This window comes from Yersinia hibernica (assembly GCF_004124235.1).
Taxonomy (GTDB): domain Bacteria; phylum Pseudomonadota; class Gammaproteobacteria; order Enterobacterales; family Enterobacteriaceae; genus Yersinia; species Yersinia hibernica.
Window position 1 is genome coordinate 2,069,583 of record NZ_CP032487.1, and the last position, 20,558, is coordinate 2,090,140.

The following is a 20,558-nucleotide window of genomic DNA, read 5'->3' on the forward strand; positions in this document are numbered from 1 at the left end:
TGTCCTTAATTAGTCATCCAGCTGTAGCATCACTTCATCCAGGCGGCGAGTCAGGGTAATGACTTGCTGTTCAAGCTGAGCCACGCGAGCCTCAAGAGCACTGGTGCCGCCGTCGGCACTGTCTTCAACTGACAACGTGGGCGCAATCTCGCCACTGAATAGATGCATAAAGCGGCTTTCACGTTTCCCCGGTTCGCGAGCTAAGCGCACCACAAATGGCCCATCCTCGCGTAAGGATAACTGCGTCAGAACCTCTTCAGTTTCAGCTACATCAGCAAATTCATACAGGCGATTGGTGCGGGTGCGCAACTCGCCGGGCGTCTGCGCACCGCGCAGCAATAAAGTGGTGATCACCGCCAGTTCAGCCGGGGAAAACTTAAGATTACCAAACTCAGAATTACAAAAACGATGTTCGTACTTCATTACCCGGTTACCACTTTGAGTTCGGATAAGGTGCTTTTTCAGTAGGAAATCCAGTGTCTGTTGCACTTCTGATTCAGCCAACTCCATCACCGGTTCGCGGTTGGTTTTCTGATTGCAGGCGATTGTGACACCATTGAGTGACATCGGATATTGCTCCGGCGTCGTCACTTGTTTTTCCAGTAAACAGCCAATAACTCGGGCTTCTTGAGCATTTAAACTGTGTTTCATCCTGACCTCAGCGCGTTGGTGTCCATTCTTTGTTAGTCAAAGCCGTCAGCACGTGATCGCGCCATTGACCATCAATCAGTAAATAATCTTTCGCGTAGCCCTCGCGCTCAAACCCAAGGCGCTCAAGCAAATTGCCACTGCGATGATTATGCGGCATATAGTTAGCCATAATACGGTGCATCCGCTCTTGGCGCTGCATGTAGCGATTCAGTGATTGTAGCGCTTCAAACATCAGGCCCTGCCCCTGCCAGCGCTCACCTAATGAATAGCCCAGAAAACAGGCATGAAATGATCCTCGCAGCACATTGCTAAAATTCGCCACACCGCGCACTTCTTTTTCTTCGGGATCTAACAAAATAAAATAATAGGCGCTGCCCTGTTTTTGCAGCTCCATAATCATTCCGAGCCTAGCCTGCCACCCGGAGGGCATGCAATGACTTTGATCTCGCACCGGCTCCCATGGTTTAAGAAATGCTTGATTTTCAGCGTAATACTCCGCCATACGGTAAGCATCGCGCTCATTAACCAGCCGCAGTGACATACGGTCTGTTGTTAGGCGTACTTTAGGTGTTGCTGAATGATAGCCGAACATCTGTTCCCCTTGGGCTATGCGCTGCACATAACTTAGCGCCAATCTCTGTGTTCAATATACCTGTTGTCTGGCGGCCAGGTAAAACCGCAAGTGGTGCTCTGTGCACACATCAATACCGCAAAGTTACGCCACTAAAGAGCTAAAAAACTATTTTATTATGAAATTGTCGGCGAGGTAACGTATTGACGATAAAAATATTATCAATCTATCCTCTATCGTTTCTGATAATTTAGGTACAAACTATAAGGGAGTTATTTATTCCCTCCTTGTTAAATTTCTGACGGTGAAGCATGGCTTTGGTATCACAAGCTCGCAGCTTGGGTAAGTATTTCTTATTGCTTGATAACTTATTAGTTGTGTTGGGTTTTTTCGTCGTATTCCCACTCATTTCTATCCGGTTTGTCGATCAATTGGGTTGGGCTGCAGTGCTGGTCGGCCTTGCCTTAGGGCTTAGACAATTAGTGCAGCAAGGGCTTGGTATCTTCGGCGGCGCGATTGCCGACCGCTTTGGTGCCAAACCCATGATAGTGACCGGCATGTTGATGCGGGCTGCGGGCTTTGCCCTCATGGCAATGGCTGACGAACCCTGGATACTTTGGTTAGCCTGCGCACTGTCTGGGCTGGGGGGCACCCTATTCGACCCGCCACGAACCGCCTTGGTTATCAAATTAACCCGCCCTCATGAGCGCGGCCGGTTCTATTCTCTATTGATGATGCAAGACAGTGCCGGGGCGGTGATTGGTGCATTAATCGGCAGTTGGTTACTGCAATATGACTTCCATTTCGTCTGCTGGACCGGCGCGGTTATCTTTATATTGGCGGCGGGCTGGAATATTTGGCTACTGCCCGCTTATCGAATCTCGACTGTGCGCGCCCCCATGAAAGAGGGGCTGATGCGGGTGCTACGTGACCGCCGTTTTGTCACCTATGTACTGACGCTAACCGGCTACTACATGTTGTCGGTGCAGGTCATGCTAATGCTGCCGATCGTGGTCAATGAGATTGCCGGCTCTCCCGCCGCGGTTAAATGGATGTATGCCATTGAAGCCGCACTCTCTTTGACTTTGCTGTACCCCATTGCCCGTTGGAGTGAAAAACGTTTTCGTCTTGAACAGCGCTTAATGTTTGGCTTGCTGATAATGACATTGAGCCTGTTCCCTGTCGGCTTGATTACCCATCTGCAAACCTTGTTTATGTTTATTTGTTTCTTCTATATGGGCTCCATCATCGCCGAACCCGCCCGTGAAACACTGAGTGCATCACTGGCCGATTCACGGGCGCGCGGCAGCTACATGGGCTTTAGCCGCCTGGGGCTGGCGCTGGGTGGGGCATTGGGCTATACCGGCGGTGGCTGGATGTATGATACCGGCCGAACTTTGGCAATGCCGGAGTTACCGTGGTTCTTATTAGGTATCATTGGGTTAATCACACTTATGGGGCTGTACTGGCAATTTAACCAACGCCGTATTGAATCAGCAATGTTAAGCGGCAGCTAACTATCACCCGCCGGAGCGGCCTAACTGCGGCGGGCTTTCATTGTGCCACCCTGCGCTCGGATTCAGGGTTATCTGATGGGCAATCAGCCCGCACGCGCGCACTATTCCTCATTCCCAACCGCAGTTGAACACCTGCGCTAAATAATACAAAACAACAGATTAACCGGTTAGAATTGTGTAAATTCTTCGGTTTAATCTGATGGCGACGAGGCTTTAATGAATAAATTAATGTGGGGCGCAGCGGCGCTGGTGATGACGGCAACACTGGCCGGCTGTAACCAACTGACTCAGTACACACTGAGTGAACAAGAAGTGAATGACTATCTGCAAAAGCACAATAACTATGAAAAACAGATAGGTATTCCAGGATTGGTTGATGCTCATATTACGCTAACTCAGTTGCAGAGCCAGATTGGTCGCGCTGAGCCGGGCAAAGTGACATTAACAGGTAATGCCAAAGTGGATATCACTTCGATCCTCGGGCCACAAACCGCGGAGATGACATTAACCTTAAAAGCGCAGCCGACATTTGATCGCGAAAAAGGCGCTATCTTCCTAAAAGATATGGAATTAACTGACTATACGGTTAAACCAGAAAAAATGGACTCGGTGATGAAAGCGCTGACCCCTTATTTGAATCAGTCGCTGAAATCTTATTTTGATCAGCAACCCGCTTATGTGCTGGACGGCGAAAAGAGTAAAGCCGAAGGGATGGCGAAAAAATTGGCAAAAGGTTTAGAGGTGAAACCGGGCCAATTAGTCATCCCACTGACTGACTAATTCTGCGGCCGGCTAATTATCGGGGTTAACTCGGGAGGAGACTGACATCACTCCTCCGGGTTATCCGCCTCAGACAGCTCATCCCACATGGCTTGCAGCGCTTCGCGGCTCAATTGTGCCAAAGTGCGATAAAAACCACTGGTGGCATGCGCTTCGACTTTGCCCAGAAAGCGGCCACACCACGGCAGCAAATAGTCATTGAATAGGGCAAATTGTGCGGCCACTTCATCTGGCTCAGCATTATCCTCAAGCCAGGATGCGGCCAATAATAAACCGCCAAAATGGTCTGTAGGCCCCGTACCTAGCGGCATTCCGCGCTGTTGCATAAAGGCTCTCACTTCGGCTTCAGGGCGCGCATCTTCATAATCGGAACCGTATGGTGAGACACTGCGCTCGTCACCGACAAACAGCGCATTATAGTCCGCGGCCAACACTTCAGGCTGATACTCTTGTTGCAGGCGCGCCAGTAACTCACTTTGCTCTAACGGCCAATGCTGCTCCAATTTCCCCTGACTTATCAGTGTAAAAAGAGGTTCTAACAGCGGATCTTGTGGCTGGCGATAAAAGAGTGATCCAAGGATACGGCACATCAGGGAAAAATCGTTCATTTACATCATCCTGTTTCTTATACATTTTTTAAATCAAATTTGTGACAACGTCACAAAAATCACAACTCGGCCAGTTCAGGTATCGGCGAGCTGCCGCGTTGTTCAAGATAGTTGAGTAGGCGGCGCGGGCTCACATTTAAAATGCGCTGCTGCGGGAAATCCACTTCGGCAATAATGCGCTCACAATGTTCAAAAATCCCCAATGAGTAGGCAATATGAGAATCTGACCCCAAAGCTAGCCATCCGCCGGCATCACGCACCGCCGCGGCAATCGCCCGGCAATTCGCTTCGCTCCCTTTACGTGAATGTGTAAAAGATGAATTGTTCAATTCCAGCGCCACATTATAGTGGGCCGCGGCTTCAGCAATGGCTTTAATATCAACCGGATACTTAGGATTACCGGGGTGGCTGATAATATGCACATGCCCCTGCGCCATGGTGGCAATCATCGCCTGAGTATGGGCGGCTTTATCTTGGGGTGGGAACACCGGCTCATGGAAACCGGCAATCAGTAAATCGATGGCATCGAGCATCGGGCCAGTGCAATCGATATCACCGGCCAGGTTTTTAATATTCGCTTCAATACCGCGCAAAATCCCCACACCATCCACCAGCCGTGGCCAGACCCGCATGTTCATAAAGTGCCAATAATGCGGGGCATCCGCCATATCCGGGCCATGGTCGGTAATGGCGAACAGTTTGATATTTTTTAGCTTAGCTTCGGCAATATAATCGTGCAGGGTACTGTAAGCATGGGTACTGGCAATGGTATGCATATGTAAATCAACAGGATACATGACTACTCCACAAGGTCTTTTAAGGCGGCATAGCTTTTTTGCAGGCAAAACATAGTCCGCTAATGATAGCAGGAATTCCGCTCATCAGCAGCGCTAAAACCTCGCCGGCAACCGCTCCCCCCAACAAACGGTGGTAGATCAGTACCCCCTCACCACATCCACTCGCCCAACGGGTTCTCTTCCCGCTTCGATAGCCCGGATATTGGCGACCACCTGATCCATTGCCGCCTCAGGCAAGGTGACAGCCGCAATATGTGGGGTGATAGTAATGCGCGGGTGGCTCCAGAAAGGATGCATCGAGGGCAGCGGCTCTTCTGCAAACACATCTAAGGTCGCCGCGGCGACTTGACCAACACTCATTGCTGCCAGCAAATCTCGCTCCAGGAGATGCGCACCCCGGGCAATATTGATGATATAAGCATTGGCATTCAATTGTGAAAAAAACGCCAGATTAAGGATACCGGCGGTCTCAGGGGTGTTGGGCAAGAGATTAATCACTAATTGTGTCCCTTGAATGAACACTGGCAACTGCTCTTTACCGGCATAGCTGGTCACACCATCAATCTGTTTTGGTGTGCGGCTCCAGCAACGAACCGTAAAACCAAATTCAGCCAGTTTGTGGGCGACACTCTTGCCCAATACCCCCGCGCCGAGAATCCCTATGGTGAATTTATCGTGCTGATGTGGCTCCAGCGGTTGCCACAGTTTCTGTTGTTGTTGCAGTTGGTACTCATCCATGCGGCGAAAATAGCACAGTACCGTCGCCACCACATATTCCTGCATCTGCAAAGACATACCGGTATCTTCTAACCGCACCAACGGCACGCCGGCAGGTAATGTCCCCGGGTGGCGGCGCTCTTGATCCAAGATAGCATCCACTCCGGCTCCTAACGCAAAAATACCCTTTAATTCAACACGACTGGCTAGCATTTCCTGCGGTGGCTGCCAAACCAATGCATAATCTGCCGGTTGTGTATCGCCACGACGCCATTGCCTGATATTCGCGGTAGGCAAGCGCGACCGCACCCCTGACAACCACTGTTTTGCTTCAAAAAACGGGTGATAAAAAATAATATTCATTATTTGCCAGCTCCTTGCGAAAGTGCTTGCTAGATTTCCGCGATTATCGTGCAGATGCAAGCGCTACTGATAAGAAATGCCGATGAAATCAGCAAACTGCTGTAACTTTAGCTAAACAGCAATAAAGCGCACATAAGAGGGTTGACGCTGGGCACACTTTTGCCTACATTACGCCGGTCAGCCTGTTGAACACGGCTGATTGCAGTAACACGGTGAGGTGTCTGAGTGGCTGAAGGAGCACGCCTGGAAAGTGTGTATACGCGTAAGCGTATCGAGGGTTCGAACCCCTCCCTCACCGCCATATAAAATAGCTCGCAGGTTAAATACTTGGAGCCAGTCAGCGGCAATCAATAGCAAGTTTGGTGTTTCTGCCCAAAATTTGTTTTGATTGCCGTTTTTTTTTGTCTTTTTTACCGCCCCCGAAGTCCTGCAAACTATTTTTGCCGTTGACCTCCTCATATTTCCACTCGGTATAAATAACAAATATTCCCCACTGATTATAAAACTCCGTTGCTATTAATTGATTATGTCGCTCTCTGGTACCCCATGTTACAACGGGGAAATATTTTGATGCTGAGATATAAACCCTAAGGGAAAAAGCATATGAAACTCTCATTTACGTCTTTATTACTTCTTTTTTATCTGCAAACCCCATTGGCAGCCCCGATGATTGTTGCTCACCGGGCGGGCACTGCTGATCATCCTGAAAATACCCTGCATGCTATCAATATGGCATTACAAAATAGTGCTAATGTTATCTGGTTAAGTCTTCAATTCACGAAGGAAGGCATCCCGGTATTGTATCGGCCGAGTGACCTTAATACCCTGACAGATGGCCACGGCCCGGTTTCAGCACATCATTGGCAAGAAATACAACAATTAGATGCCGCATATCATTTTAATATTCAAGGGCAATACATTTATCGCGGTTTAGGGGTAAAAATACCCACCCTACGACAAGCGCTTATTGCCTACCCTAATGCAGAGTTTATTCTTGATATTAAATCCCCGGATGCAGACCCCGCCATAATGGCAGAGATACTCGATGAATTACTCACAGAGACAAATTCACTGGATAGAGTAAGATTCTATTCGACTGAGAAACGATATTTGACTGCACTGCCAGCCACGATGAATAAATTCAAACCCCGAAATCTTACCCGCAAGATTCTCGCCAATGCCATCATGGCAAATTACTGTGAACTCGCCACAACTCAGGACAAAAAATCCAACAGATATTCAGATGAATATCATGCATTCGAATTAAGGCGGGATGTGAGAGTCGTTGAGAAATTCACCCTTGGCAGAGGCACATCAAAAGCGCAATTAGTCTGGAGCCCAGCAGCTATGGCCTGTTTTAAACACAATCCTAATACTAAAGTTCTCCTAATAGGGATAAGTTCCTATCAAGATTACCAAATAGCTCAAAGTCTTGGTGCCGATTATGTGATGGTAGATTCCCCTGCCGCGGCTAAACACTGGCGTTAAATGAACAAAATTTACCCGCGATTCACCCTATATGCACGCGGAATAACCAGATGACAAACAACGAATAAATACTGCTTGACCATCAGGCTGCTGCTCACTATAGTACCGCCCCGTTGCAGTGCATAGCGCGGTAACGAACGGTGAGGTGTCTGAGTGGCTGAAGGAGCACGCCTGGAAAGTGTGTATACGCGAAAGTGTATCGAGGGTTCGAACCCCTCTCTCACCGCCATATTCGAGCAAAAGGCTCTGACGAAAGTCATGGCCTTTTTCTTTGGTGTGCAAAACTAATGTTCCCTAAATCGTAAGTTTAGATAATAGTTGCCGCTTCCAACCTAAATCTTCGCTGTGAGATAGCCTTTATGGCTGAGAACTTCATCATGTGGCGCTTTCTGTTGTCAGATAACCAGATATTACCTGAACACTGAGACCCAACAGGATGACACATATCACTCGGTTTCCAGTGACTGGAGTGAAAAAGAGGTGATATCAGGGATAATGTTCACTTTTTATTTAATCATAGATAAAAAATGCATGGCCACCATGAATCTGTTCATCTAAAACACTTTATAAAATACACAGTTATCTACATTCTCGTCAGAGCTTGATATACATCTAGTTCTCCTGATGAGAATTGACGTATCCTTACTGCTCGCTATCGGAGACGGCCCCATACTGGCCCGCCATTTATTTTGTCTTTTCTTTACTTGGTTTGCAACTTAGATGAAAACGCACGGAATTAACGGCATCAGGCCGTTCAGCGCGATTATTGACGCTTGTTGGCGAGAAAAATACACATTACAAAGACTTACAAAAGATGTAATTGCCGGTATTACTGTCGGCATTATTGCGATTCCACTGGCGATGGCGCTAGCCATTGCCAGTGGTGTTCCCCCCCAGTACGGCTTGTACACCTCGGCAATTGCCGGAATCGTGATTGCTGTTAGCGGGGGTTCCCGCTATAGCGTATCTGGCCCAACGGCCGCCTTTGTGGTTATTCTTTACCCCGTTTCGCAGCAATTTGGCTTGGCTGGCTTATTGCTGGCAACATTACTCTCTGGTGTATTTTTACTGTGTATGGGGCTGGGGAGGCTAGGCCGGTTAATCGAATACATTCCGCTATCCGTCACCCTGGGTTTCACCTCGGGGATCGGCATCACCATCGCCACTATGCAGGTAAAAGATTTCTTTGGCCTGCATCTCCCAGAAGTGCCAGAAACCTATGTAGGTAAAGTGGCCGCGCTGGCACAGGCAATGCCAACCATTAACTTCAGTGATACGTTAATTGCTACTGTGACTTTAATGGTATTGATTCTCTGGCCACGATTAAAGCTGAAGTTACCGGGTCACTTACCCGCACTGGTCGCTGGCACCGTCGTTATGGGCCTGCTATCACTCTTTGACCAGCAGGTTGCGACTATCGGATCACGTTTTGGTTATTTGTTGGCAGACGGCACTCAAGGCCAAGGTATTCCGCCTATTTTGCCGCAATTCCTGTTACCTTGGCATCTTCCTGCCGCGAATGGACAAGAGTTTGTCTTAAACTGGGCAACACTTTCGGCGCTACTGCCGGCGGCCTTTTCGATGGCTATGCTCGGCGCGATTGAGTCGTTATTATGCGCGGTGGTGCTTGATGGGATGACCGGGCAAAAACATCATTCAAATAGTGAGTTAGTCGGGCAAGGATTAGGCAATATGGTCGCGCCGTTCTTTGGCGGCATCACTGCGACCGCCGCGATTGCTCGCTCAGCGGCCAACGTTCGTGCTGGCGCGACCTCGCCGGTCTCTGCGATTGTCCACGCCCTGCTGGTGTTATTGGCTTTATTAGTTCTAGCGCCGATGTTGTCTTACCTGCCGTTGGCGGCGATGGCTTCGTTGTTATTAATTGTGGCCTGGAACATGAGTGAGGCCCACAAAGTTGTCGACTTACTGCGCCGCGGCCCTAAAGACGACATCATCGTGATGGTGCTGTGCATGAGTTTGACGGTGTTATTTGACATGGTCATTGCCATCACCGTGGGGATTGTACTGGCCTCACTGCTGTTTATGCGCCGTATTGCCCGGATGACACGCCTGAGTGAGATACCCGCCGAAATGAGCGAGCACCGCCTGGTCTTACGGGTTAACGGGCCACTGTTTTTCGCCGCCGCTGAGCGGATATTTAACGAGTTATTGAGTCGTAGTGAACATTACGAGACGATTATTCTGCAATGGGATGCCGTCCCGGTGCTGGATGCCGGAGGGCTGAATGCGTTCCTGCGCTTCACTGAGGCCTTAGGTAAGCATCAGCAACTCATCATCACCGATATTCCCTTCCAGCCCCTGAAGACGCTGGCAAGAGCACGAGTGAAGCCCATTGAGGGGAAACTGAGTTTTTATGGTTCCTTGCCAGAAGCCCTGGCAGCATTACAAGCGAACAATTAAGTCATTTCAGCGGCAAAAAAGGCAATGTAGGTTGCTACATTGCCTTTTCTTTATTCACTTTAGCGTCGAGAGCGAAAGATATTTATTTGCTAGTGTCGAGTTCTGGGAAGTTTTTCACCAAATCGTCGATAGCTTTCATCTGCACCAGGAACGGCTCCAACTTGTCTAATGGCAAGGCGGACGGGCCATCGCATTTAGCGCTGTTCGGCTCAGGATGTGCTTCGATAAACAGCCCTGCCAAGCCAACGGCCATTCCCGCGCGAGCCAGTTCCGCCACTTGAGCACGGCGACCGCCGGATGCCGAGCCAAACGGGTCACGGCATTGTAATGCATGGGTGACGTCGAAAATGACCGGGTGGCCGCCTGTCGCTTGTACCATGACATTGATGCCCAACATATCAACCACCAGATTGTCATAACCGAAGTTACTGCCACGATCACAAAGAATAACCTGGTCATTACCGGCTTCTTTGAATTTCTCCACGATATTGCCCATCTGGCCGGGGCTAACAAACTGAGGTTTCTTCACATTGATAACCGCGCCAGTACGCGCCATCGCCTCGACCAAATCAGTTTGGCGCGCCAAAAATGCCGGTAACTGAATGACATCAACCACCTCAGCCACCGGCTGACATTGGCTTATTTCGTGCACATCAGTAATGACTTTCACACCAAACTGCTGCTTCAGTTCCTGGAAAATTTTCATCCCCTCTTCCAGGCCGGGACCACGGTAAGAATGAATTGAAGAACGGTTGGCTTTGTCGAACGAGGCTTTAAAAACGTAAGGAATCCCTAATTTTTGGGTCACAGTCACGTAATGCTCGCAGATGCGCATCGCCAGATCACGCGACTCAAGCACGTTCATGCCACCAAACAGCACGAAAGGCAGGTCGTTCGCTACGTTGATATCGCCAATGCTAACCACTTTCTGTTTCATACTAATACCTTTATAAAGGGTAAATCGAGATTAATGACGGCGACTGAGACACCACAAATAGCACCTAGCTCCACGCCGAATTCATGCCGCCACACGCCGTCTAGAAAAGAATATCAGTGCAATGTCACTCGTTGCTGCTCAATGGAGTGGATCTGCATTTTTATCATTTCAGCAATGGGGTCTTCCGGGCACTGTTCGACAAAATAGCTTAAATCAGAGATAGCAATATGGTTGCAATCCAATTGGGCATAAATCAGGCCACGATCGCGGATTTCATAGGGGTCATCGGGATCAAAAGCCAAAACGGCTTCACTGGCGCGCAAGGCCAGTTCCATCTGCTTCTCTTCCATTAATGCGGCTTTCAGTGTGTCGAGCATTTTGCGCACAATCAGGGTGTTTTCCGCCTCTTCCAAATCCTCATCTTCCAGTTCGGCGCTCAAACCCAAGTTGCCTTTGATCCACACTTCGAGCATATGCTCACTTAAGGTTTCACCATTCAACGGGTTAATCAGCCACATCTCTTCATCTAGCCAATCGGCACGAAGGATTAATTGGGTTGGGAAAATAACGGGCATCAATGGCAAGTCGAGTTGATGCGCAATATGCAGGAAAATAACCCCCAGAGATACCGGGGTTCCCTGGCGCTTATCCAGCACTTTATCCAGCCAGATAGCATCTGACAGACGGTAAACTCCCCCGGCACCGCCAAATTTCCATTGGCGGTAAAACAGATCGATAAGCACTTCTAATTGCTGATCCTGATTGAGCCCTTCGGGTATCGCAGCCTTGGCATCATCAACCAGCTGTTGCAGTTGATTGCGCACATCAGCCAGCGGAAAATTCGGTCGAATCTCCTGGGTAACCAGTAGCACCCCATCACACAGGGACGCGTTGTTAAATTCGAAATCAGCAATGCTACTCATAGATATCCCATCAGCAGTGGTAACTTAGTTGTTGCCAGTTTTATAATCAAATACAGGCAACCCAATGCGAGTATAAAGGCAAGCCAGCGACAATTCTGGCTGCGAGTTCGCTTACCTAATGCAACATAGCCAAGCAGGATATAGATAATAACGCCAAACAGCTTTTCAGTCAGCCATGTTCCTTGCGGACTGAACGGGTAAAATCCGGTAATGAAAATCAACACAATGCCGCTGACAAACAGCAGCGTATCATTGATATGCGGTGTTATTTTTACCCAGCGTTTATCCATCATGGCTGAACCGCGACATTTCCAGAAGAAACGTAACACAAACAGCGTAATACTGATAACCACTGTAAGTAAATGCAAATACTTCATCGCGATGTAATCAATCCACATGACTTCCGCTTCCTTATTTTACCCTGTTCATTTGGCCATGCCGCGGTGTTGAGCTGCCACACCAATGACCTAGGTTCTGTTAATTATTCATCGCTCGATATTCAGTACATAAATTCGACTGTCACGGGAATTTTCTTGAGGCAACACCCCATTGCCCCAAAGTGACGCGATCATTATTACCATAATCTTTATACGTCATTACAGCACTAAATCCGGTATTGTTAAGGTGATTTTGTACTGCTTCAGCTTGCTGCCAACCGTGCTCCAGCATTAGCCAGCCCCCGGCTTCTAAATAGCCGGAGGATTGGTGAATAATTTCAATCAAATCCGCCATGCCCTCAGCCGGTGCTACCAGCGCACTGTGCGGTTCATAGCGCACATCACCCTCATTAAGGTGAGGGTCATTAGCATCAATATAGGGCGGGTTGCTGACAATAAGTGCAAAGCGCCCAGCCACTGAGTCAAACCAGCGACTTTGCAGGAAATGCACATTATCTATCGCCAGTTTTTCTGCGTTATGGCGAGCCAAAGCCACAGCATCAGCTTTAATATCAACCCCCACGACCGTGCAATCTGGGCGTTCACTGGCTAATGCCAACGCAATTGCGCCGGTGCCAGTCCCTAAATCCAGTATCCGACACGGGGTATTAGCGATATGGGCCAAAGCTTGCTCAACCAGACACTCAGTATCCGGGCGGGGAATCAATGTCGCGGAGGAAACACTCAACGGCAGCGACCAGAACTCGCGCTCCCCGACCAAATAGGCAATGGGTTCGCCGAGTTCACGGCGTGCCGCCAAAGGTGCTAAAGCCGCTAACTGCTCGGCGGTAAGCACAGTTTCACCGAAAGCCAGTAAATAGGTACGTGCGCGCCCGGTGACAAAACTCAGTAAAATCTCGGCATCGCGCTTCGGGCTGTCACTTTGGCTAAAACGGGCTGCCGTTAACGACAGCCACTGCTGATAATTCATTAGTCTTGCTCAGACAACGCAGAGAGCTGATCCGCTTGATATTCCTGCACAATTGGCTGGATAAGCATATCCAGTTTCCCTTCCATAACCTCATCCAGACGATACAGTGTCAGGTTGATACGATGGTCAGTCACGCGCCCTTGCGGGAAATTATAAGTACGATTACGGTCAGAGCGATCACCAGAGCCTAACAAGTTGCGGCGTTCTGAAGCTTCGGCTTGCTGACGTTTTTGCATTTCTGCGGCCCGAATACGTGCGCCCAACACCGACATTGCTTTCGCTTTGTTCTTATGTTGCGAACGCTCATCCTGACACTCCACCACAATTCCGGTTGGAATATGGGTTATACGAATGGCGGAATCCGTGGTGTTAACGTGCTGGCCACCCGCACCTGATGAGCGGAAGGTATCAATACGTAAGTCACCCGCATTGATTTCTGGCATTTCAGCTTCTGGGATAGCTGGCATGACGGCAACAGTACAAGCTGAAGTATGAATGCGGCCCTGTGATTCGGTTTCGGGGACACGTTGAACACGGTGACCGCCCGACTCAAATTTCAGTCGCCCAAAGACCCCCTCACCGGAGACCTTGGCAATCACCTCTTTATAACCGCCATGCTCACCCTCACTGGCGCTCATGATTTCCACTTTCCAGCGACGCGCTTCGGCATATCGGCTATACATACGGAACATATCACCGGCAAAAATAGCCGCCTCATCACCACCGGTTCCGGCACGGATTTCCAGGAAGCAATCGCGCTCATCATCCGGATCTTTTGGCAACAACAGAACTTGCAGTTGTTGCTCTAACTCTTCACTACGAGCTTTAGCGTCTTTCAGCTCTTCCTGTGCCATCTCACGCATTTCGAGATCGTCGAGCATCATTTCTGCGGCTTCGATATCATCTTGCACACTACGCCACTCTTTAAAACAGCGAGTGACATCCGTTAATTGCGCATATTCACGTGATAACGCGCGGAAACGGTCTTGGTCGGCAATAACATTGGCATCGCCAAGGTGCGCTAGCACTTCTTCGTGGCGCTCTTGTAACGCTTCCAGTTTGGCAACAATAGAAGACTTCATCCGTGGTTTTAAACCCTGTAATTAGAGGAAACTAGTGCTGATCCAGCCCAAGGCTGTCGCGTAATAATTGCAACCGCTCCATATCGCCATCACTGGCGGCTTGCTGGAGGGATTTGGTGGGGGCATGAATTAGGCGGTTAGTCAGTTTGTAGGCCAGTTCATTAACCACCTGTTCAACATTAGCACCCTGCTCAATAGCGGCCAATGCTTTTGCCGTCATCTCGCTGCGAACCTGTTCGGCTTGAGAACGGTAATCACGAATGGTTTCGACCGCCCCCTGAGCGCGTAGCCAGGTCATAAAATTGATGCTTTCTTGCTGTACTATCGACTCCGCCTGAACTGCGGCAGCCTGACGTTGCGCCATATTGTGCTGAATAATCGTCTGTAGATCATCAACACTGTATAAATAAGCATTAGACAGTTTACCCACTTCCGGCTCAATATCGCGCGGCACTGCGATATCAACAAACAGCATCGGCTGGTTGCGGCGGCTTTTCAGGGCGCGCTCTACCATCCCTTTACCAATAATCGGCAGTGGGCTGGCCGTTGAGCTGATAATGATGTCGGCATCGGCTAGGCGCGCATCAATTTCAGGTAAAGTAATCACTTCAGCCCCAACCTCCGTGGCCAAGGCTTGCGCTCGCTCACGGGTGCGGTTAGCGATAATCATATGTTTGACTTGATGCTCTCGCAGATGGCGCGCGACTAATTCTATCGTTTCACCCGCCCCGACCAACAACACATTCAGTTCAGAAAGTGATTCAAAAATTTGCCGCGCCAAGGTACAGGCCGCAAATGCCACCGAAACAGCACTGGCACCGATTTCAGTTTCTGTCCGAACCCGTTTGGCAACTGAGAAGGTTTTTTGGAACAACCGCTCCAATTCGCCGGAGAGCGATTGTTCGCGTTGAGATTCTGCAAAAGCTTTTTTCACCTGCCCCAGAATTTGGGGTTCACCCAAGACCAAGGAATCCAACCCACTGGCAACGCGCATCAAATGGCTGACGGCATCATTACCATGATGCCAATAGAGGCTCTTTTTCACTTCATCCGGGCTGAGCCGATGATAGTTACACAGCCAGGCGATAAGTTGTTCATGCAGATTTTCTTGCTGTTCTACACTGAGGTATAACTCAGTTCGGTTACACGTAGACAACACGACACCGCCCTGCACCAACGGTTGTTGGAGCAAGCTAGCCAGTGCCCTATCGATCGATTCCGGTGAAAATGTCACGCGTTCACGTAGCGATACAGGAGCGGTTTTGTGGTTAATGCCTAGTGCAAGCAGAGTCATGAGAACGGCTTCGAGTAATACTGATGTTAGTATGGATTCTCGTCTGAACCGCATTCTACTTGATGCGCGAGATCAATAAAAGTCACAGTGCAATATCCTAACTATTATCATAAATTATGCTCAAAAATTGGTTATCTGCTGTACAGAAATAGAACAATGTATTGACGCCCCGCCGTTAGGCCGTTAGCGTGGGCAAAAATGATGCCCATTATTCAAACGCATCGACAAAATTTGCTTTATCATAAAGCCGCTTTATAGAAACGTGCCGCCAGTGAAAAACGCGACCGATAGGATTCATACCCATATGCCTCAGCGCAAAATCAGTTTTTATCGCCTACTTCCGTTAGCGACTTTAGTGCTAGCCGCCTGTAGCACCACCCCGTCATCCGGCCCGGCGACCAGTCCCACCTCGCCTCAATGGCGTCAACATGAACAGCAATTACAGCAATTGAGCCAATTTCAAACGCGTGGTGCTTTTGCCTATATCTCAGAAAAACAAAAAGTTTATGCGCGTTTCTTCTGGCAACAAACCACCCCAGAGCGCTATCGCCTCTTGCTAACCAACCCGTTGGGCAGCACTGAGTTGGAGTTGCTGGTGCAGCCGGGGGTAACCCAGTTGACGGATAACCAGGGCAAGCGCTATGTCAGTGATGACCCACAAGAAATGATTCAAAAGTTAACCGGAATGTCGATTCCTTTGGCAAGTTTACGCCAATGGATTCTGGGATTACCGGGCGATACCACTGATTTTACTCTCGATGATAAATACCGCCTGAAACAGCTGACTTATCAACAAAATGGCGTGACGTGGGTCGTTGATTATCAGGAATACAATACTCAAGTCACCCCAGCACTGCCTAGCCGTATGGAACTGAGTCAAGGTGGGCAACGCATTAAACTAAAAATGGATAACTGGACGGTCAAATAGCATGGTTAGCACCAATCAACATGTCTGGCCAGCGCCCGCAAAATTGAATTTATTTCTCTATGTCACCGGGCAACGTGCTGATGGTTATCATCTATTACAGACTTTGTTCCAATTTCTCGATTATGGTGATGTGTTAACTATCGTGCCGCGTAATGATACACAGATTCGTTTGTTGACACCGATTGCCGGGGTAGCAAACGAGCAAAATCTGATAATCCGCGCGGCGCGATTACTGCAACAGCATCCTGGCGTGGCAAAAGTGCCGCGCGGCGCGGATATCAGTATCGATAAACGCTTACCCATGGGCGGCGGTCTCGGCGGTGGTTCGTCCAATGCCGCCACCGTGTTAGTGGCTCTCAATACTCTGTGGCAATGTGGTTTATCTGATGACGAACTGGCTACCCTTGGCCTCACATTAGGTGCCGATGTGCCCGTGTTTGTTCGAGGGCATGCCGCCTTTGCCGAGGGCGTTGGTGAGAAGTTGCAGCCAGCAGACCCGGCAGAAAAGTGGTATTTGGTGGCTCATCCGGGTGTAAACATCCCAACCCCGATTATTTTTTCTGATCCTGAATTAAAAAGAAATACGCCAACTCGCCCACTGGCGGCGCTTTTAAGCACTCCGTACGCAAATGATTGCGAACCGATCGCAAGAAAACGTTTTCGCGAGGTTGAACAGGCTCTTTCATGGCTGTTAGAATATGCTCCGTCACGCCTTACCGGAACCGGCGCTTGTGTCTTTGCTGAATTTGACACTGAGTCATCGGCCCGGCAGGTGTTAAGTATTGCCCCTGAGTGGTTGCACGGTTTTGTCGCCCGTGGAGTGAACATTTCTCCACTGCACCGCGTACGCTCTGGGAAAAGTGAAGCCGTGAGCACAGATACCGATTTACAGCGAAGGTCTAAGTAATGGCACCCCTGACCTTGGGTTCTGAAAATACCTGTCTCATTTGATTGAAAGCCGGTTCATAATGCTGTTTTAGGTTTGATGTGTTTTGGCTTTAAATACCCGTATGTATATTGCAATCAGTATGAATAATCGCCCGTGATTACTGATCCGACAATATCTTCTCTGGACGCATGCCTGAGGTTCTTCTCGTGCCTGATATGAAGCTTTTTGCTGGTAACGCCACCCCGGAACTAGCACAACGTATTGCCAACCGTTTGTACACCAGTCTTGGTGACGCCGCTGTAGGTCGTTTTAGCGACGGCGAAGTGAGCGTGCAAATCAACGAAAATGTACGCGGTGGTGATATTTTCATCATCCAGTCCACCTGCGCACCCACGAACGATAACCTGATGGAACTGGTTGTCATGGTTGATGCCCTGCGTCGCGCCTCCGCAGGACGTATTACTGCTGTTATTCCTTACTTCGGTTACGCCCGTCAGGATCGCCGCGTGCGTTCCGCTCGTGTACCTATCACTGCCAAAGTTGTGGCCGACTTCCTCTCAAGTGTTGGGGTTGACCGCGTATTGACAGTGGATCTTCATGCTGAACAGATCCAAGGCTTCTTTGATGTTCCGGTCGATAACGTATTTGGTAGCCCAATCCTGCTGGAAGATATGTTGCAGCAGAATCTGGAAAACCCAATTGTTGTCTCACCAGACATTGGCGGCGTTGTTCGCGCCAGAGCCATCGCAAAACTGCTGAACGACACTGATATGGCGATTATCGACAAACGCCGTCCACGCGCTAACGTTTCTCAGGTGATGCATATCATCGGTGATGTCGCTGGTCGTGACTGCGTATTAGTTGACGATATGATCGATACCGGTGGGACTTTGTGTAAAGCGGCAGAAGCTTTGAAAGAACGCGGTGCCAAGCGTGTATTCGCTTACGCAACTCACCCGATCTTCTCCGGCAACGCCGTTGAAAACATCAAACACTCTGTCATTGATGAAGTGATTGTTTGTGACACTATCCCGTTGTCAGCTGAAATCAAAGCATTGAAAAATGTTCGCACTCTGACACTGTCCGGCATGTTGGCTGAAGCCATCCGTCGCATCAGTAATGAAGAGTCGATTTCTGCAATGTTTGAGCATTAATCAATCTTCGGTTGTGAGTATCCCTGCGGTGCTATCTGGCCGCAGTAGTTAGCCTGATGAGCCACCTTGGGCATCATTACGGGATGTTTATGACTGACAGGCGATGAGCCAGCGAAAGCAGATAAAGAAAAACCCGTTGAAGCAACTGCAACAACGGGTTTTCTACTCTTGGTCTATAGGCTCTTGACCAATAGATTCTTGAGCCGCCATTTACGCCTCCGGGACATTAGCTCAATTCAACGCTGTGGAAACAGATTATCATTTGTTATCCACCTCATGTCATATGCAAAAGTTATGAATGGCGTTGGTTGCGGTTACACCGTTTATCGAAGTGTTTAACCCACCAATAGCGATCAGCAACTTGTTCACGGCCACCAATACGAGCGCCCACCAGCCAGAGCAGTGCGCCAACAAAAATACTCATAACCGCACCGTGGGCAAAGAATTGTGGTAAACCAATCTGTGTGACTTCAGCCAAAATTGAGTAACCGACCCCAACGACCATTGTCACCAGCCCCAGACCCATTAGCACATTACCGAGCATTGCTGCGCTTTTACGTTTCATAAGCCACCTCCACTTGGGTTGCCAATAAATAATCACTTCACAGAGCGTTCAAAAGTGCTTGCTTAATGCGATTATTCATGTCCATTTAATAACTCAGTATAGTCAGCCTGACGATAATGGTATTGCGCTTGCGATCACAACTGGCAAATATATTCCGACAAATCTTTACATTATCCAGCTATTTGGCACTAAACTTGAATTATTCCGCAAGTGAACTATTCACCCTTCTAATTATTCACTCCCAGCAAACTTGCACTGCACTCTGACGTTGATGGCCCTCATCGGAAAAAGGCCGGTTTCGCTTGGTTTTGTTATTACGCTTCATGACAGGTAAACTGTCACACTTTAATTCCTTTAGTAATAGCGAATGACGACGTGAGTAGCATTAAATTAATCGTTGGGCTGGCAAATCCGGGCGCTGAATATGCCCAAACCCGCCATAATGCGGGAGCCTGGTATGTGGACTTATTGGCGCAGCGTTATCAGCAAGAACTGAAAGAAGAGAGCAAATTCTTCGGCTATACCGCGCGGTTAAATCTGGCAGGCCAAGATGTGCGCTTGTTGGTGCCGTCTACTTTTATGAATTTAAGTGGCAAGGCGGTTGCGGCGATGGCGGGTTTTTACCGCATCTTACCGGAAGAAATTTTGGTTGCTCACGATGAGCTAGATATCCCACCCGGGGTAGCGAAATTAAAACTCGGGGGTGGCAATGGCGGCCACAATGGCCTGAAGGACATTCAGAGCAAACTTGGGAATAACCCAAACTTCTACCGCTTGCGCATTGGTATCGGTCACCCTGGTGATAAAAGTAAAGTTACCGGTTTTGTCCTGGGTAAACCCCCGGCTAGCGAACAAACCTTAATTGATGACGCAATTGATGAGTCGATTCGCTGTACTGAAGTGCTGCTAAAAGAAGATATCACCAAGGCGATGAATCGCCTGCACTCCTTTAAAGCCACGGCATCGTAATTGACTCCGTTCCCCGGATAGCCGATATGGGCCGGGGAATGGCCTTTCACATCATTCATTTTTATGACACAGCGCATTAATTCCCTGCTGGCCTTCACTGGTCAGAACAACCCCGGCAATAATCACCCTAACCTGCCCGAAAAAATTATGACTTTTAGCATCATATTCGCCCGCGATATCTTGTAGTGTGTCAGTACAAAAAAGCTTCTCCCACTCAGCGGCCTTTCTCTTATTATCTGCCAAATCGTGGCTACGCTCGAACGTGCCGTTTATGGCAGTAAACTTCAATTGGACGCTATCAAAATCCTCATAAAGTGTATTTTTCTTGAAGCCAACATATTTCACACTATTGTCGGAGTGATTTTCTATTTGCACGCCGTATTGATCCACTAGCTGCGCAAAAGTTGGCCCAGAAGGCTCGGTATCTGCCGTCAGCAACCGCATTCCCAAGATACCCAAGGTGCCCCCAAACAACATCACTATCAGCCATTTATAGATATTCATTTCCATGGGGGAATTCCACATTCAGTATGCAA

At 48.9% G+C, this 20,558-nt stretch carries 21 protein-coding genes and 2 tRNA genes; 10 read left to right on the forward strand and 13 right to left on the reverse strand.

The features are described from left to right. Positions 1–9 precede the first annotated feature (9 nt). Together D5F51_RS09715 and rimJ are read right to left on the reverse strand one after the other, a co-directional pair. Positions 10–651, reverse strand: a complete 642-nt coding sequence (locus D5F51_RS09715; protein WP_129196404.1) for a YceH family protein — start codon at positions 649–651, stop codon at positions 10–12. A gap of 7 nt (positions 652–658) precedes the next feature. Next, positions 659–1,243, reverse strand: a complete 585-nt coding sequence (gene rimJ, locus D5F51_RS09720) for a ribosomal protein S5-alanine N-acetyltransferase (RefSeq protein WP_025378070.1) — start codon at positions 1,241–1,243, stop codon at positions 659–661. 290 nt (positions 1,244–1,533) lie between these two features. Here rimJ and mdtH point away from each other — a divergent pair, with 290 nt between their 5' ends. Beyond that, a complete protein-coding gene (gene mdtH / locus D5F51_RS09725) occupies positions 1,534–2,739 on the forward strand; it encodes a multidrug efflux MFS transporter MdtH (protein ID WP_129196406.1) in 1,206 nt (401 codons plus the stop codon). 216 nt (positions 2,740–2,955) lie between these two features. Continuing rightward, the gene (locus D5F51_RS09730) at positions 2,956–3,519 is read left to right on the forward strand and encodes a lipoprotein (RefSeq protein WP_025378069.1); all 564 of its coding nucleotides are present in this window, start codon (positions 2,956–2,958) and stop codon (positions 3,517–3,519) included. A 47-nt stretch (positions 3,520–3,566) separates the two neighbouring features. Here the strand turns inward: D5F51_RS09730 and D5F51_RS09735 are convergent, their stop codons facing one another. From D5F51_RS09735 to ghrA, 3 genes are all read right to left on the reverse strand, one after another. Beyond that, on the reverse strand, positions 3,567–4,127 hold the full coding sequence (locus D5F51_RS09735) for a TorD/DmsD family molecular chaperone (RefSeq protein ID WP_129196408.1): 561 nt from the start codon (positions 4,125–4,127) through the stop codon (positions 3,567–3,569). 59 nt (positions 4,128–4,186) lie between these two features. Next, complete coding sequence (locus tag D5F51_RS09740; protein WP_129196410.1) at positions 4,187–4,924, reverse strand: phosphatase; 738 nt, start codon at positions 4,922–4,924, stop codon at positions 4,187–4,189. Positions 4,925–5,062: 138 nt separating this feature from the next. Continuing rightward, complete coding sequence (gene ghrA, locus D5F51_RS09745) at positions 5,063–6,004, reverse strand: glyoxylate/hydroxypyruvate reductase GhrA (protein WP_129196412.1); 942 nt, start codon at positions 6,002–6,004, stop codon at positions 5,063–5,065. Positions 6,005–6,215: 211 nt separating this feature from the next. On the opposite strand from ghrA, the gene D5F51_RS09750 reads away from it, so the two are divergent. From D5F51_RS09750 to dauA, 4 genes are all read left to right on the forward strand, one after another. Continuing rightward, positions 6,216–6,305 (forward strand) — tRNA-Ser (locus D5F51_RS09750). A gap of 302 nt (positions 6,306–6,607) precedes the next feature. Beyond that, positions 6,608–7,492 (forward strand): glycerophosphodiester phosphodiesterase family protein, encoded by an 885-nt coding sequence (locus D5F51_RS09755; protein WP_129196414.1) that lies wholly within the window; start codon positions 6,608–6,610, stop codon positions 7,490–7,492. Positions 7,493–7,631: 139 nt separating this feature from the next. Continuing rightward, positions 7,632–7,721, forward strand: a tRNA-Ser gene (locus D5F51_RS09760). Between the two features lie 491 nt (positions 7,722–8,212). Then, positions 8,213–9,913 (forward strand): C4-dicarboxylic acid transporter DauA, encoded by a 1,701-nt coding sequence (gene dauA, locus D5F51_RS09765; RefSeq protein ID WP_129196415.1) that lies wholly within the window; start codon positions 8,213–8,215, stop codon positions 9,911–9,913. Between the two features lie 82 nt (positions 9,914–9,995). Here the strand turns inward: dauA and kdsA are convergent, their stop codons facing one another. The 6 genes from kdsA to hemA all read right to left on the reverse strand — a co-directional run bounded on the left by kdsA (position 9,996) and on the right by hemA (position 15,517). Next, a complete protein-coding gene (gene kdsA, locus D5F51_RS09770; protein WP_129196417.1) occupies positions 9,996–10,850 on the reverse strand; it encodes a 3-deoxy-8-phosphooctulonate synthase in 855 nt (284 codons plus the stop codon). 113 nt (positions 10,851–10,963) lie between these two features. Then, positions 10,964–11,773 carry an invasion regulator SirB1 gene (gene sirB1 / locus D5F51_RS09775; protein ID WP_025378061.1) on the reverse strand — a complete coding sequence of 270 codons (810 nt, stop codon included), beginning with the start codon at positions 11,771–11,773 and terminating at the stop codon, positions 10,964–10,966. Beyond that, positions 11,770–12,171, reverse strand: a complete 402-nt coding sequence (locus tag D5F51_RS09780) for a SirB2 family protein (RefSeq protein WP_129196419.1) — start codon at positions 12,169–12,171, stop codon at positions 11,770–11,772. The genes sirB1 and D5F51_RS09780 overlap by 4 nt, the downstream gene beginning before the upstream one ends. A gap of 121 nt (positions 12,172–12,292) precedes the next feature. Further along, positions 12,293–13,141 (reverse strand): peptide chain release factor N(5)-glutamine methyltransferase, encoded by an 849-nt coding sequence (gene prmC / locus D5F51_RS09785; RefSeq protein WP_129196421.1) that lies wholly within the window; start codon positions 13,139–13,141, stop codon positions 12,293–12,295. Beyond that, positions 13,141–14,223, reverse strand: coding sequence for a peptide chain release factor 1 (gene prfA, locus D5F51_RS09790; protein ID WP_025378058.1), 1,083 nt, complete (start codon positions 14,221–14,223; stop codon positions 13,141–13,143). The genes prmC and prfA overlap by 1 nt, the downstream gene beginning before the upstream one ends. A 31-nt stretch (positions 14,224–14,254) precedes the next feature. Further along, positions 14,255–15,517, reverse strand: coding sequence for a glutamyl-tRNA reductase (hemA, locus tag D5F51_RS09795; RefSeq protein ID WP_025378057.1), 1,263 nt, complete (start codon positions 15,515–15,517; stop codon positions 14,255–14,257). A 304-nt stretch (positions 15,518–15,821) separates the two neighbouring features. Between hemA and lolB the strand changes: the two genes are divergently transcribed. The 3 genes from lolB (at position 15,822) to prs (ending at position 18,488) form a co-directional block, all read left to right on the forward strand. Beyond that, positions 15,822–16,445 carry a lipoprotein insertase outer membrane protein LolB gene (lolB, locus tag D5F51_RS09800; protein ID WP_129196423.1) on the forward strand — a complete coding sequence of 208 codons (624 nt, stop codon included), beginning with the start codon at positions 15,822–15,824 and terminating at the stop codon, positions 16,443–16,445. A gap of 1 nt (position 16,446) precedes the next feature. Beyond that, a complete protein-coding gene (gene ispE, locus D5F51_RS09805) occupies positions 16,447–17,352 on the forward strand; it encodes a 4-(cytidine 5'-diphospho)-2-C-methyl-D-erythritol kinase (protein ID WP_087768599.1) in 906 nt (301 codons plus the stop codon). Between the two features lie 188 nt (positions 17,353–17,540). After that, positions 17,541–18,488: a ribose-phosphate diphosphokinase gene (gene prs / locus D5F51_RS09810; protein ID WP_004390739.1), complete on the forward strand. Its 948-nt coding sequence runs from the start codon at positions 17,541–17,543 to the stop codon at positions 18,486–18,488. A gap of 292 nt (positions 18,489–18,780) precedes the next feature. Here prs and ychH read toward each other — a convergent pair whose 3' ends face one another. Further along, complete coding sequence (ychH, locus tag D5F51_RS09815) at positions 18,781–19,053, reverse strand: stress-induced protein YchH (protein WP_025378055.1); 273 nt, start codon at positions 19,051–19,053, stop codon at positions 18,781–18,783. Positions 19,054–19,428: 375 nt separating this feature from the next. On the opposite strand from ychH, the gene pth reads away from it, so the two are divergent. Next, the gene (pth, locus tag D5F51_RS09820; protein WP_025378054.1) at positions 19,429–20,022 is read left to right on the forward strand and encodes an aminoacyl-tRNA hydrolase; all 594 of its coding nucleotides are present in this window, start codon (positions 19,429–19,431) and stop codon (positions 20,020–20,022) included. Positions 20,023–20,073: 51 nt separating this feature from the next. On the opposite strand, the gene D5F51_RS09825 is transcribed toward pth, so the two are convergent. Next, positions 20,074–20,532 (reverse strand): hypothetical protein, encoded by a 459-nt coding sequence (locus tag D5F51_RS09825; protein ID WP_025378053.1) that lies wholly within the window; start codon positions 20,530–20,532, stop codon positions 20,074–20,076. Positions 20,533–20,558: the final 26 nt, after the last annotated feature.

Excerpts from the sequence above, each read along its gene's own strand:
- D5F51_RS09780 (WP_129196419.1), bottom strand. The coding sequence starts at position 12,171 with ATGTGGATTGATTACATCGCGATGAAGTATTTGCATTTACTTACAGTG.
- sirB1 (WP_025378061.1), bottom strand. The coding sequence starts at position 11,773 with ATGAGTAGCATTGCTGATTTCGAATTTAACAACGCGTCCCTGTGTGAT.
- lolB (WP_129196423.1), top strand. The coding sequence starts at position 15,822 with ATGCCTCAGCGCAAAATCAGTTTTTATCGCCTACTTCCGTTAGCGACT.
- mdtH (WP_129196406.1), top strand. The coding sequence starts at position 1,534 with ATGGCTTTGGTATCACAAGCTCGCAGCTTGGGTAAGTATTTCTTATTG.
- rimJ (WP_025378070.1), bottom strand. The coding sequence starts at position 1,243 with ATGTTCGGCTATCATTCAGCAACACCTAAAGTACGCCTAACAACAGAC.
- kdsA (WP_129196417.1), bottom strand. The coding sequence starts at position 10,850 with ATGAAACAGAAAGTGGTTAGCATTGGCGATATCAACGTAGCGAACGAC.
- hemA (WP_025378057.1), bottom strand. The coding sequence starts at position 15,517 with ATGACTCTGCTTGCACTAGGCATTAACCACAAAACCGCTCCTGTATCG.
- ispE (WP_087768599.1), top strand. The coding sequence starts at position 16,447 with ATGGTTAGCACCAATCAACATGTCTGGCCAGCGCCCGCAAAATTGAAT.
- D5F51_RS09730 (WP_025378069.1), top strand. The coding sequence starts at position 2,956 with ATGAATAAATTAATGTGGGGCGCAGCGGCGCTGGTGATGACGGCAACA.
- D5F51_RS09735 (WP_129196408.1), bottom strand. The coding sequence starts at position 4,127 with ATGAACGATTTTTCCCTGATGTGCCGTATCCTTGGATCACTCTTTTAT.
- ghrA (WP_129196412.1), bottom strand. The coding sequence starts at position 6,004 with ATGAATATTATTTTTTATCACCCGTTTTTTGAAGCAAAACAGTGGTTG.
- D5F51_RS09740 (WP_129196410.1), bottom strand. The coding sequence starts at position 4,924 with ATGTATCCTGTTGATTTACATATGCATACCATTGCCAGTACCCATGCT.
- ychH (WP_025378055.1), bottom strand. The coding sequence starts at position 19,053 with ATGAAACGTAAAAGCGCAGCAATGCTCGGTAATGTGCTAATGGGTCTG.
- D5F51_RS09825 (WP_025378053.1), bottom strand. The coding sequence starts at position 20,532 with ATGGAAATGAATATCTATAAATGGCTGATAGTGATGTTGTTTGGGGGC.
- D5F51_RS09715 (WP_129196404.1), bottom strand. The coding sequence starts at position 651 with ATGAAACACAGTTTAAATGCTCAAGAAGCCCGAGTTATTGGCTGTTTA.
- D5F51_RS09755 (WP_129196414.1), top strand. The coding sequence starts at position 6,608 with ATGAAACTCTCATTTACGTCTTTATTACTTCTTTTTTATCTGCAAACC.
- prmC (WP_129196421.1), bottom strand. The coding sequence starts at position 13,141 with ATGAATTATCAGCAGTGGCTGTCGTTAACGGCAGCCCGTTTTAGCCAA.
- prfA (WP_025378058.1), bottom strand. The coding sequence starts at position 14,223 with ATGAAGTCTTCTATTGTTGCCAAACTGGAAGCGTTACAAGAGCGCCAC.
- dauA (WP_129196415.1), top strand. The coding sequence starts at position 8,213 with ATGAAAACGCACGGAATTAACGGCATCAGGCCGTTCAGCGCGATTATT.